Origin of the sequence: Pseudomonas sp. Irchel 3H3, assembly GCF_900187635.1 — a bacterium.
In the GTDB taxonomy this organism is placed as follows: Bacteria; Pseudomonadota; Gammaproteobacteria; order Pseudomonadales; family Pseudomonadaceae; genus Aquipseudomonas.
Window position 1 is genome coordinate 20657 of the sequence record NZ_FYEC01000001.1, and the last position, 12720, is coordinate 33376.

The 12720-nt window shown below is 62.1% G+C and carries 11 protein-coding genes; 9 read left to right on the plus strand and 2 right to left on the minus strand.

Annotated elements, in window-relative coordinates; translation table 11 throughout:
- Nucleotides 1-84 precede the first annotated feature (84 nt).
- The 5 genes from CKW24_RS00105 (at nucleotide 85) to rarD (ending at nucleotide 5875) form a co-directional block, all read left to right on the plus strand.
- Nucleotides 85-825 (plus strand): ComF family protein, encoded by a 741-nt coding sequence (locus CKW24_RS00105; protein ID WP_095164298.1) that lies wholly within the window; start codon nucleotides 85-87, stop codon nucleotides 823-825.
- A gap of 58 nt (nucleotides 826-883) precedes the next feature.
- Nucleotides 884-1648 carry a TOBE domain-containing protein gene (locus tag CKW24_RS00110; protein ID WP_095164300.1) on the plus strand — a complete coding sequence of 255 codons (765 nt, stop codon included), beginning with the start codon at nucleotides 884-886 and terminating at the stop codon, nucleotides 1646-1648.
- A gap of 73 nt (nucleotides 1649-1721) precedes the next feature.
- Complete coding sequence (locus CKW24_RS00115; protein ID WP_095165184.1) at nucleotides 1722-3623, plus strand: PhoX family phosphatase; 1902 nt, start codon at nucleotides 1722-1724, stop codon at nucleotides 3621-3623.
- A 145-nt stretch (nucleotides 3624-3768) separates the two neighbouring features.
- The gene (locus tag CKW24_RS00120; RefSeq protein WP_095164302.1) at nucleotides 3769-4743 is read left to right on the plus strand and encodes a serine/threonine protein kinase; all 975 of its coding nucleotides are present in this window, start codon (nucleotides 3769-3771) and stop codon (nucleotides 4741-4743) included.
- Nucleotides 4744-4987: 244 nt separating this feature from the next.
- Nucleotides 4988-5875 carry an EamA family transporter RarD gene (gene rarD, locus CKW24_RS00125; protein WP_095164304.1) on the plus strand — a complete coding sequence of 296 codons (888 nt, stop codon included), beginning with the start codon at nucleotides 4988-4990 and terminating at the stop codon, nucleotides 5873-5875.
- A gap of 222 nt (nucleotides 5876-6097) precedes the next feature.
- Here rarD and CKW24_RS00130 read toward each other — a convergent pair whose 3' ends face one another.
- Nucleotides 6098-6616 (minus strand): glycine cleavage system protein R, encoded by a 519-nt coding sequence (locus CKW24_RS00130; RefSeq protein ID WP_095164307.1) that lies wholly within the window; start codon nucleotides 6614-6616, stop codon nucleotides 6098-6100.
- On the opposite strand from CKW24_RS00130, the gene CKW24_RS27655 reads away from it, so the two are divergent.
- Nucleotides 6615-6800: a hypothetical protein gene (locus CKW24_RS27655; protein ID WP_143501081.1), complete on the plus strand. Its 186-nt coding sequence runs from the start codon at nucleotides 6615-6617 to the stop codon at nucleotides 6798-6800. The two genes, CKW24_RS00130 and CKW24_RS27655, sit on opposite strands and share 2 nt — an antisense overlap.
- A 317-nt stretch (nucleotides 6801-7117) precedes the next feature.
- Nucleotides 7118-9295 carry a malate synthase G gene (locus CKW24_RS00135; RefSeq protein ID WP_095164309.1) on the plus strand — a complete coding sequence of 726 codons (2178 nt, stop codon included), beginning with the start codon at nucleotides 7118-7120 and terminating at the stop codon, nucleotides 9293-9295.
- A 77-nt stretch (nucleotides 9296-9372) separates the two neighbouring features.
- On the opposite strand, the gene CKW24_RS00140 is transcribed toward CKW24_RS00135, so the two are convergent.
- Complete coding sequence (locus CKW24_RS00140; RefSeq protein ID WP_095164311.1) at nucleotides 9373-9819, minus strand: response regulator; 447 nt, start codon at nucleotides 9817-9819, stop codon at nucleotides 9373-9375.
- Nucleotides 9820-10071: 252 nt separating this feature from the next.
- Here CKW24_RS00140 and CKW24_RS00145 point away from each other — a divergent pair, with 252 nt between their 5' ends.
- Complete coding sequence (locus CKW24_RS00145; protein WP_095164313.1) at nucleotides 10072-12012, plus strand: DUF294 nucleotidyltransferase-like domain-containing protein; 1941 nt, start codon at nucleotides 10072-10074, stop codon at nucleotides 12010-12012.
- Nucleotides 12009-12716, plus strand: coding sequence for a PolC-type DNA polymerase III (locus tag CKW24_RS00150; RefSeq protein WP_095164314.1), 708 nt, complete (start codon nucleotides 12009-12011; stop codon nucleotides 12714-12716). The genes CKW24_RS00145 and CKW24_RS00150 overlap by 4 nt, the downstream gene beginning before the upstream one ends.
- Nucleotides 12717-12720 lie beyond the last annotated feature (4 nt).

The window sequence follows — 12720 nt, forward strand, 5'->3', positions numbered from 1 at the left end:
TTCTTATGCTTTGGCACGTACCCCGGGAAAAACCGAATTCCCACAGGCACAACACGGATGTTTCAGCATATTTAAGGAAGAGTCATGCGCTGTCAACCACAGTACGAAGGGCTGGTTTACATCTGGTTAAAAAACACACAGCAATGTTTGCTCTGCAACGATCCAGCCGACACCCCGCAGCCCATTTGCCAACCCTGTGAAACCGAACTGCCCTGGCTGGTCGAACATTGCACGGTCTGCGCATTGCCCCTGGCCTTCAGCGGCCAGGTCTGCAGCCAGTGTCTGAGCACCCCTCCGGCCTTCGCACAGGTGATCGCGCCCTGGTCCTATAGCTTTCCGGTAGACAGCTTGATCACCCGTTTCAAGCACTCGGCGAACTGGCCCTATGGCCGCCTGTTGGGCGAACTTCTCGGACAATTCGTGCAACATTGCTTCGATGAAGGTTTGCCCCGCCCCGCCGCACTGGTGCCGGTACCGCTGGCACGCCAAAGGCTTCGCGCGCGAGGTTTTAATCAGGCGGCGATGCTGGCCAACTGGCTTAGCGCCAGCTTGCAGATACCCAGCGAGGAACACCTGCTCCAACGCATCCACGACACCACCGCGCAGCAGGACCTCAGCGCCAGGGCGCGCCAGCAGAACCTGCGCAACGCCTTCGCGCTGACCCCGCAGGCAGCTATCAAAGGCCGGCACCTGGCCTTGGTCGACGATGTGCTGACCACCGGCGCCACCGCCCAGAGCCTGGCGCGCCTGTTGATCGACGCGGGCGCCAGCCGCGTCGATGTCTATTGCCTGGCGCGCACCGCAAAACCCGGCGCCCCAACTTGACTCCGACGCGCCGAGCCGCCAACGTCCGAGTCCATCACCCGTACTCGCAGCGCAGATCATGTCCTTGCCTACTTTGTTGTCTCAACACATTGTCCGTCGCCCGCAACGCATTGCGCTGCTGCAGCACATTGCCGAACAGGGTTCGATCACCCGCGCCGCGAAAAGCGCCGGGCTGAGCTACAAGGCGGCGTGGGATGCCATCGATGAACTCAACAACCTGGCACAAAAGCCCCTGGTGGAGCGCAGTGTCGGCGGCAAGGGCGGCGGTGGCGCGCGACTGTCCAGCGAGGGCGAGCGCGTGCTGCGCCTCTACCTGCGCCTGCAGGCCTTGCAAGCGCAGGTCCTGGAGGCAGCAGAAGATGCCCGCGACCTCGACCTGCTCGGTCGCTTGATGCTGCGCACCAGCGCCCGCAACCAGTTGCATGGCACGGTCGCCGGTATCGAGGCCCAAGGGCGCAATGACCTGATCGCCCTGACCCTGGCGGGCGGCCTGACCCTGCACGCGCAAATCACCCACGACAGCACCCAGCATCTGGACCTGCAAGCCGGCACCGAAGTGGTCGCGCTGATCAAGGCCGGCTGGCTCGAGCTGCTGGCGAGCGAACAAACGCCTACGCCTGGCTATAACTCCCTGAACGGTACGATCGAGCAGATTCTCGACGCCGAAGACGGCCCCAGTGAGGTGCGAATCGCCCTACCCAACGGTCAGACTTTGTGCGCCCTGGCCGAGCCATTGCACCTGCGGAGCAACTCCCTGCTGATTGGCAAACCGGTGCGGGTGCAATTCTCCCCTGCCAACGTGTTGCTCGGCACACCGCTGTGAACCGCTGAGCACTGCAATATTTGTGTCATCAACGCCCCTTATGGTGACTGCCAAAACCAGCAGGGAGCCTGATGTGAGCCTATTAGAAGAAAACCAAGCCACCGACCTCGAACAAATCGTCGGCCTCAGCCGTCGCGGTTTTATCAGTGCCGGTGCGCTGTGCGGTGCCGCGATGTTCCTCGGCGGTAACCTGTTGAGCCGCAGCGTGCTGGCCGCCAGCGTCAGTGCCGCCAACAGCAAATTGCTGGGTTTTGCCAGTATCGCCGCCGCCACCAGTGACACCATCAGCCTGCCGGCAGGCTACACCTCATCGGTATTGATCAGTTGGGGCCAACCCCTGCACAAGGACGGCCCGGCCTTTGACCCCAGTGGCAACGGCACCGCCCTGCAGCAGGAAGCCCAGTTTGGCGACAACAACGATGGCATGAGCCTGTTCGCGTTCCCGGACGACGACAACCGCGCACTGATGGCCATCAACAACGAATACACCAACTACCGCTACCTCTACCCCCACGGCGGCATGCCGCAGTCGGCCGAAGAGGTGCACAAGGCCCTGGCGTGCGAAGGCGTATCGGTCATTGAAGTGCAGCGCCAGGACGGCCAATGGCACTTCGTCCAGGGCTCGCGCTACAACCGCCGAATCCACGGCAACGCGCCCATTCGTGTCGGTGGCCCGGCCGCTGGGCACGCCTTGTTGCGGACCAGCGCCGATCCCAAAGGCCTGAATGTGCTCGGCACGTTCCAGAACTGCGCCAACGGCAAGACGCCCTGGGGCACCTACCTGACCTGCGAAGAGAACTTCACCGACTGTTTTGGCAGCAGCAACGCCGATCAGAAGTTCGACGCCGCACAAAAACGCTACGGTGTAGTGGCGACCAGCAAAGAGATCAACTGGCACCCCCACGATCCGCGTTTTGACCTGGCGAAAAACCCCAACGAGCTCAATCGCCACGGCTGGGTGGTGGAAATCGATCCGTTCGACCCACAGTCGACCCCGGTCAAACGCACCGCCCTGGGCCGTTTCAAGCACGAAAACGCCGCCTTGGCCGAAACCCATGACGGGCGTGCGGTGGTGTACATGGGCGACGACGAGCGAGGCGAATTCATCTACAAGTTCATCAGCCGCGACAAGATCGACCACCAGAACCCCAAGGCCAACCACGACCTGCTGGACCATGGCACCTTGTACGTCGCCCGTTTTGATGCCGGCGACAGCAACCCCGATCACCCCAAGGGCCAGGGCCAGTGGGTCGAACTGAGCCACGGCAAGAACGGCATCGACGCCAGCAGCGGCTTTGCCGATCAGGCCGAGGTGCTGATTCACGCGCGCCTGGCGGCCAGCGTGGTTGGCGCAACGCGCATGGACCGCCCGGAGTGGATTGTCGTCAGTCCGAGCGACGGCCAGGTCTATTGCACCCTCACCAACAACGTCAAGCGTGGGGAAGAGGGGCAGCCGGCGGGCGGACCGAACCCGCGGGAGAAGAACGTCTACGGGCAGATCCTGCGCTGGCGCACCGAGGGCGACGACCATGCCTCGCCGGCGTTCGCCTGGGACCTGTTCGTGGTTGCCGGCAACCCGACGCTACACGCTGGCACGGCCAAGGCCGGCTCGTCGAACATCACTCCGCAGAACATGTTCAACAGCCCCGATGGCCTGGGCTTCGACCAGGCCGGTCGCCTGTGGATCCTGACCGACGGCGACTCCAGCAATGCCGGGGACTTCGCCGGGATGGGCAACAACCAGATGCTCTGCGCCGACCCTGAAACCGGGGAAATCCGCCGCTTCATGGTCGGCCCGGTAGGTTGTGAGGTCACAGGCATCAGCTTCTCGCCCGACCAGAAAACCCTGTTTGTCGGCATTCAGCACCCCGGTGAGAACGGCGGTTCGACCTTCCCCGAGCACCTGCCCAACGGCAAGCCGCGCTCCTCGGTCATGGCCATCCGCCGGGAAGACGGCGGGATCGTCGGCGCCTGACCCGGCCCTTCGCGAACCGGCTCGCCTGCACAGCCAACTGTGCGAGCCGGCTCGCGATGCCATCTGCACAGCCCCCACCTATCTGCGTCCGTCTGCGCTACCATGCTTGGCCGGACGCGGCAGCCTGCTGCGCGCAGGAGTCAGCATGTCTCACCCGTTTGAAACACTTACCCCCGATCTGGTGCTCGATGCCGTTGAAAGCATCGGCTTTCTCAGCGACGCCCGCGTCCTGGCACTCAACAGCTACGAAAACCGCGTGTATCAGGTCGGCATCGACGACAGCGAACCCCTGATCGCCAAGTTCTATCGCCCGCAGCGCTGGACCAACGAAGCCATTCTCGAAGAGCACCGCTTCACCTTCGAGCTGGCCGAGTGTGACGTGCCGGTGGTGGCGCCGCTGATTCACAATGGCGAAAGCCTGTTCGAACACGCCGGTTTTCGTTTCACCCTGTTCCCGCGCCGTGGCGGCCGTGCCCCGGAGCCGGGCAATCTCGACCAGCTCTACCGCCTGGGCCAGTTGCTCGGGCGTTTGCACGCGGTGGGCTCGACCCGCCCGTTCGAACACCGCGAAGCACTGGGAGTGAAGAATTTCGGCCATGACTCGCTGAACACCCTGCTCGAAGGCAATTTCGTACCGCGCAGCTTGCTGCCCGCCTACGAGTCAGTGGCACGCGATCTGCTCAAACGCGTGGAAGAGGTGTACGCCAGCACGCCGCACAAGAACATCCGCATGCACGGCGACTGCCACCCCGGCAACATGATGTGCCGCGATGAGATGTTCCATATCGTCGACCTCGACGACTGTCGCATGGGCCCGGCGGTGCAGGACCTGTGGATGATGCTTGCTGGCGATCGCCAGGAATGCCTCAGCCAATTGTCGGAGCTGATGGACGGCTACCGCGAGTTCCACGACTTCGACCCGCGCGAACTGGCACTGATCGAGCCGTTGCGCGCCCTGCGCCTGATGCACTACAGCGCCTGGCTGGCCCGTCGCTGGGACGACCCGGCATTCCCCCGCAGCTTCCCCTGGTTCGGCACCGAGCGTTACTGGGGCGACCAGGTGCTGGCGTTGCGTGAGCAATTATCGGCGTTGAACGAAGAGCCCCTGAAACTCTTCTGACCCATACAAATCCCCCCTGTAGGAGCGAGCACCCGCTTGCGGCCTGCTCGCGAAGAACGCAAGGGCAACGCGTTTATCCAGACAGCACGCGTTATCGTTAACGTCCATCGCGAGCAGGCCGCAAGCGGGCGCTCGCTCCTACAAAGACCGATGTTCACAAATGACCTACCTATTCAGTCAGGGCATTCGCAGACAAATCTCCTTACAATCCACTCTTTGTTAGTTGCCTAAGCAAGGATTCTGCATGCAAGCCGCCAACCCGCGTCGCGGTTACATCCTGGGCCTGAGTGCCTACATCATCTGGGGCTTGTTCCCGCTCTACTTCAAGGCCATCGCCAGCGTACCCGCCGTGGAAATCATCATCCACCGGGTGCTGTGGTCGGCGCTGTTCGGCGCGCTGCTGCTGATGGTCTGGAAACACCCGGGCTGGTGGCGCGAACTGCGGGAGAACCCGCGCCGCCTGGCGATCCTGGCCCTGAGCGGGACGCTGATCGCGGCCAACTGGCTGACCTACGTCTGGTCGGTGAACAACGGGCGCATGCTCGAAGCCAGCCTCGGCTACTACATCAACCCGTTAGTGAACGTGCTGCTGGGCATGCTGCTGCTCGGTGAGCGCCTGCGTCGCATGCAGTGGCTGGCCGTTGGCCTGGCAGCAGTAGGTGTGGCGCAACAGGTCTGGCAAGTCGGCAGCCTGCCCTGGGTGTCGCTGGTGCTGGCATTGACCTTCGGTTTCTACGGCCTGATCCGCAAGCAGGCGCCGGTCAAGGCCCTGCCTGGGCTGGTGGTGGAAACCTGGATGCTGGTGCCGATTGCCGTCGCCTGGCTGCTCTTCAACCCGACCGCAAGTAGCGCCCAAGCTGAATTCTGGACCACCTCCGAAGCCTGGTGGCTGGTGGCGGCCGGTCCGGTGACGCTGGTGCCGCTGGTCTGCTTCAACGCCGCCGCCCGGCACCTGCCCTACACCACCCTGGGCTTCCTGCAATACCTGGCGCCGACCCTGGTGCTGTTGCAGGCAGTGCTGCTGTTTGGCGAACACCTGTCGTCCAGCACCCTGGTGGCCTTCATGTTTATCTGGGCCGGGTTGGCGGTCTACAGCATCGATGCCTGGATCAGTTTGCGCCGGCGCAACTGATCAAAAAACGCACAACACACTGCAGGCCACGTTTTATGTGGCCTGCAGCCATCCTTCCCAAGGTTATCCACAACCTGATCCCCGCCGTTTGTGCACAAGCCCTTGAAACTGCTGGTTTTTTGACCAATATCCCGTAGGCCACGGCCCGCCTGCGCTGCAGGCCTGTCTCTACAGGTTATCCACAGGCAGGTGCAGGTTTTTCTTGGATAACCCTACCTGCGCCTACGGATCGCTACGCAACACCAACTCCACCATCAAGTCATCGGCCAGGGTTTCCAGGCGCGACTGCAGCACGTCCAGCGACAGGGTCAAGGGCACCGCAAGAATGGCTTCGGCATGAAACAGCGGTTCACTGCTCATGGGGGCTGGCCGCACCTCGGTCACCAACCGCTCGAGGTTGACCCCTTGCTCACTGAGCAGGCGGGTAATGTCGCGCACAATTCCCGGACGATCGTTACCTACCAACTCCATGGCAATCGGCTTCCAGGTGCAGGACTGTTCGATCCCGCTCTCGGCAATCAATACCCGAATCCCGTGGCTGGCCAACGCCTGCAGCGCATCCACCAGTTCGTCGTAGGCCTCGGCCGGCACCCCCACCCGCAGGATCCCGGCAAATTGCCCGGCCATCCGCGACATGCGGCTTTCCAGCCAGTTGCCGCCATGTTCGGCGATACATTGGGCAATGCGCTCGACCTGACCGGGTTTATCCGGGGCGAATACCGTGAGTACGAGGTGGTCCATGGCGCAGCCCTCTAGTCATGACTTTTGTTCTGGAAAGGCAAGTATAGGCAAGGGGCTGGTGATGCTCGGCCGCGATGCGTCGGTGAGTCGATTGCCGGTGATTGGCGCGACAGCGGAAACCCTGAAAACCACAAATCGTGTACAAGTTTTTATATTTAACTGGAACAATCTCATGGTTTTTTGAGAACATCCCGTGCCCTGACGTGACTGCAATGCGTCATGGGGTCGCAGAACGACGTAATTAGTCTAATTTTCACAACCGCAATTCATCATGTAGTATGCCGCAGCGCGCACTACATAACGTTGGATCGATGTCTGCCGCAGGCCCAATCGCAACCCTGAAAGCCCCGTCAGCAAGGCCTCCAAGCCGTTGATTGGTCCCGCCCAGCCGCCCGTCATGGCATGTACTGGTAGGGCGGTTTGTGGTTTAAATGGCCAGTGGCTTCATTGTCATAATTGAAGAGCTGAAAAGCGAAATAGCTGAGCAGAGTGAGGCAAGCAATGACTGAACACGTTCAAGTCGGTGGCCTGCAGGTCGCCAAAGTCCTGTTCGACTTCGTGAACAACGAAGCCATTCCCGGTACCGGCCTCACCGCCGATAAGTTCTGGGCCGGAGCCGACAAGGTCATTCACGACCTGGCCCCGAAGAACAAAGCCCTACTCGCCAAACGCGATGACTTCCAGGCGCGTATCGACGCCTGGCACCAGTCCCGTACCGGCCAAGCACACGATGCTGTGGCCTACAAAGCCTTCCTGCAAGACATCGGTTATCTGCTGCCAGAAGCGGCCGATTTCCAGGCTACGACGCAAAACGTCGACGAAGAAATCGCCCGGATGGCCGGCCCGCAACTGGTGGTGCCGGTGATGAACGCCCGCTTCGCCCTGAACGCGTCGAACGCTCGCTGGGGTTCGTTGTACGACGCGCTCTATGGCACTGACGCCATCAGCGAAGCCGATGGCGCGCAGAAAGGCAAAGGCTACAACAAGGTCCGCGGCGACAAGGTCATCGCCTTCGCCCGCGCCTTCCTCGACGAAGCCGCACCGCTGGCCGCCGGCTCCCATGTCGACTCCAGCCGCTACGCGATCGTTGCTGGCAAGCTGGTGGTCAGTCTCAAGGGCGGCAGCAACACCGGCCTGCGCAACGACGCGCAATTGATAGGTTTCCACGGCGACGCCGCGGCACCGACCGCAGTGTTGCTCAAGCACAACGGCCTGCACTTCGAAATCCAGATCGACGCCAGCACCCCGGTCGGCCAGACCGACGCAGCCGGTGTCAAAGACGTACTGATGGAAGCGGCGCTGACCACCATCATGGACTGCGAAGACTCGGTCGCTGCCGTCGATGCCGACGACAAAGTGGTGATCTACCGCAACTGGCTCGGCCTGATGAAGGGCGACCTGTCGGAAGAAGTCAGCAAGGGCGGCCAGAGTTTTACCCGCACCATGAACGCCGACCGCACCTACACCGCGCCTGATGGCAGCGAACTGAGCCTGCACGGCCGCTCCCTGCTGTTCGTGCGTAACGTCGGCCACCTGATGACCATCGATGCGATCCTCGACAAGGACGGCAACGAAGTTCCGGAAGGCATCCTCGACGGCCTGGTGACCAACCTGGCGGCGATCCACAGCCTCAACGGCAACACCACCCGCAAAAACAGCCGCACCGGTTCGGTCTACATCGTCAAACCGAAAATGCACGGTCCTGAAGAAGCGGCGTTCACCAACGAGCTGTTCGGGCGCATCGAAGACGTCCTCGAACTGCCACGCAACACCCTCAAAGTCGGGATCATGGACGAAGAGCGGCGCACCACCATCAACCTCAAGGCGTGCATCAAGGCCGCCAGCGAGCGCGTGGTGTTCATCAACACCGGCTTCCTCGACCGCACCGGCGATGAAATCCACACCTCCATGGAAGCCGGCCCGATGGTTCGCAAGGCCGACATGAAGGCTGAAAAATGGATCGGCGCCTACGAAAACTGGAACGTCGATATCGGTCTGAGCACCGGCCTGCAAGGCCGCGCGCAAATCGGTAAAGGCATGTGGGCCATGCCCGACCTGATGGCCGCCATGCTCGAGCAGAAAGTCGCTCACCCACTCGCCGGTGCCAACACCGCCTGGGTGCCGTCGCCGACTGCTGCCGCCCTGCACGCCCTGCACTATCACAAGGTCGACGTGTTCGCCCGCCAGGCCGAACTGGCCAAGCGCACCCGCGCCTCGGTGGACGACATCCTGACCATCCCGCTGGCGGTGAACCCGCAGTGGAGCGCCGAGCAGATCAAGAACGAACTGGACAACAACGCCCAGGGCATTCTCGGTTATGTCGTGCGCTGGATCGACCAGGGTGTCGGTTGCTCGAAGGTCCCGGACATCAATGACGTTGGCCTGATGGAAGACCGTGCGACGCTGCGTATCTCCAGCCAGCACATCGCCAACTGGCTGCGCCATGGCATCGTCACTGAAGATCAGGTGATGGAAAGCCTCAAGCGCATGGCGCCGGTGGTTGACCGCCAGAACGCCAACGACCCGCTGTATCGTCCGCTGGCACCGAATTTCGACAGCAACATCGCCTTCCAGGCGGCGGTTGAACTGGTGATCGAAGGCACCCAGCAGCCGAACGGCTACACCGAGCCGGTCCTGCACCGTCGCCGGCGTGAATTCAAGGCTGCCAATGGCCTGTAAGTAAGCGCTGACGCCGGACAAAAAAAGGCCCTGATCGACAGATCAGGGCCTTTTTTCGTGGTGCCGGGTGTGACTGGTTAGAGCGACATGCCCAGCTCATGCCTGACCAACTCCAGCAACTTGCCGGTATCGATCGGCTTGAGCAGGAAGTCCACCACGCTCATGTGCATGGCCGCAATCGCGTCCTGCACGTCGGCCTCGCCGGAGACAATGATGATCGGCAGTGCGGCCCGGACCGATTCACGCACCTGGCGGATCAGATCCAGCCCATCGACATGCCCCATGCGCAGATCGGTGATCACCAGGCCGATCGAGGGGGTAGTCTCCAGCAGCTTCAGCGCGCTTTCGCCACTGGCGGCGGTCATGCACCGAATGCCGGCAAGGGCCAGGAACTGCTTGAGCAATTCGCGGGCATCCTGGTCATCATCGACGATCAATACCCGCTGGGCCGGTAAATCCGGCTCAAGCATGATTGCACTCAGCGCTTCACGCTCGGCATCGCTCAAAATATCGTGGTCGGACATAGGTCACTCAACAGTTTCAGATCGTTCCCCTAGCACAATTATCTGACATCGCTAAGCAGAGCTTAAATGTGCGCTTCGTCGGATACTTTTCCAAGAGGGTCGGGCAAAGGTTTTAGGTACCCATGACGTAGGACCGCTCCGAGTTTTTTAATCGAGGTCCCGCGACCTAGACTTACGTCCAATGGGCACCCCGTGCGCAGGGGCCGACCATGCAGATACCCCAACAACAATAAATCGAAAAAGACTGCGGTCATGGTTATGAGTAAAACGGACGCCTTCACCCAGGCTGGGAAAACCGCGGTGTTGCAGAACATCCAGGGCACCTTGCAGTTCCTGCAGCGGTTCCCGCCGTTCAACCAGATGGAACACGCGCACCTGGCATACCTGGTGGAGCAGTGCCAACTGCGTTTCTACGCGCCTGGCGACAGCATCATCAAGCCGGCCGACGGCCCGGTTGAGCACTTCTACATCGTCAAGCAGGGCCGAGTGGTCGGCGAACGTCCGCATAGCGCCAAGGGCGGCACCGAAACCACCTTCGAAATCACCACCGGCGAGTGTTTTCCCCTCGCCGCGCTGCTCGGTGAGCGGGCGACCCGCACCGAGCACCTGGCGGGCGAAGATACCTTTTGCCTGCAGTTGAACAAACTGGCGTTCATCAAGCTGTTTGCCCTTTCCAGCACCTTTCGCGACTTCGCCCTGCGCGGCGTCAGCAGCCTGCTGGACCAGGTCAACCAGCAAGTGCAGCAGAAGGCCGTGGAAACCCTCGGCACCCAGTACTCACTCAACACCCGCCTCGGCGAACTGGCGATGCGCCACCCGGTGACTTGTAGCCCGACCACGGCCCTGCGCGAAGCCGTGACCCTGATGCACGAGCAACAGGTCGGCAGCATCGTGATCGTCGATGAACACAAGGCCCCCTTGGGGATTTTCACCCTGCGCGATTTGCGCCACGTGGTCGCCGACGGCACTCGCGACTTCGATCAGCCCATAGCCCGGCACATGACCCAGGCGCCGTTTTACCTGAGCCCGGACCACAGCGCATTCGACGCGGCCATTGCCATGACCGAACGGCACATTGCCCACGTCTGCCTGGTCAAGGACCAACGCCTGTGCGGCGTGGTCTCCGAGCGCGATCTGTTTTCCCTGCAGCGGGTCGACCTGGTGCACCTGGCACGGACCATTCGTAACGCGCCACGGGTCGACAACCTGGTGGCAATTCGCGGTGAGATTGGCCAACTGGTCGAGCGCATGCTCGCCCACGGCGCCTCCTCGACCCAGATCACCCAAATCATCACCCTGCTCAACGACCACACCGTGTGCCGGGTGATCGAGCTGACACTGGCGGAAAAGGGCGACCCGGGCATCCCCTTCAGTTGGTTGTGCTTCGGCAGTGAAGGCCGCCGCGAGCAAACCCTGCACACCGACCAGGACAACGGCCTGCTGTTCGAGGCGCGCGATGCTGCCCATGCCGCCGAGATCCGCGGCCGGCTACTGCCCATCGCCCAACAGGTCAACCACAGCCTGGCGCTCTGCGGCTTCACCCTGTGCAAGGGCAACATCATGGCCGGCAATCCCGAGCTGTGCCTGTCCCGAGCCGAGTGGGCCAGGCGTTTCGCCGCCTTCATCCGCGAGGCCACCCCGCAGAACCTGCTGGACTCGAGTATCTACTTTGACCTGCGGGTGGTTTGGGGCGAGGAGCAGGGTTGCGCGCAACTGCGCCGAGCCATCCTCGACCAGGTAGCCGACAATCGCCTGTTCCAGCGCATGCTGGCTGAGAATGCCTTGCGCCAGCGGCCACCGGTGGGGCGTTTGCGCGAGTTCGTCCTGAGCAAAAAGAGCGGCGAAAAAGCCACCCTCGACCTCAAGGTGCAGGGCCTGACGCCCTTCGTCGACGGCGCGCGCCTGTTGGCCCTGGCCAACGGCATTGAAACCAACAACACCCTGGAACGTTTCCGCGAGCTGGTGGCCAAGGAAATCATCGAGCCCCTGGACGGCGCTGCCTACGAAGAGGCCTATCACTTCATCCAGCAAACCCGCATGCAACAGCATCAGCGCCAGAGCCGCGAGAACCTGCCCTACTCCAACCGAGTCGACCCGGACAGCCTCAATCACCTGGACCGGCGCATCCTGCGTGAATCCCTGCGCCAGGCCCAACGCCTGCAAAGCAGCCTCAGCCTGCGGTACCAGCTATGAGCCTGTTTTCCTGGCTGCGTGCGGCCACCCCGACCCTGACCCTCGAACAGCAACAGCGCCTGGCACAACTGCCCAGCGCACCGACCCTGGACGATTGCAGCCTGCGCGAGCAACGCTGGGTGGTGCTCGACCTGGAAACCACCGGCCTGAACCTGAGCAAGGACCTGGTGCTGTCCATCGGCGCCGTGGTCATCGAAGATGGCGCGATCGATTTCAGCCAGCAGTTCGAGCGCACCCTGCAACGCCACGCACACAAACTCGGTCCCAGCGTGTTGCTGCACGGGCTGGGGCCGAGCGCGATTGCCGCCGGCAGCGATCCGGTGGACGCCCTGCTGGACTTCATGGAGTTTGTCGGCGACAGCCCGCTCCTGGCCTTCCATGCCCCCTTCGATCAACACATGCTTGGCCGCGCCTTGAAGGACAGCCTGGGTTATCGCCTGCAACATAAGTTTCTTGATGTTGCCGACATGGCTCCACTGCTCTGCCCCCAAGCGCACATTCGCGAAGCCGGCCTGGATGATTGGATCAACTGGTTCCAGTTGCAGATCTTCGAGCGCCACAACGCCAGTGCCGACGCCATGGCCACGGCCGAGCTGGCGTTGATCCTGTTCAGCCGGGCGCGGGAGCAACAGATTCACAGCCCGCTGGAGCTGCAACAACGGCTCAGCCAGTGGAAGCGACGCCAGCAAAAACACTCCTTTTAATCCA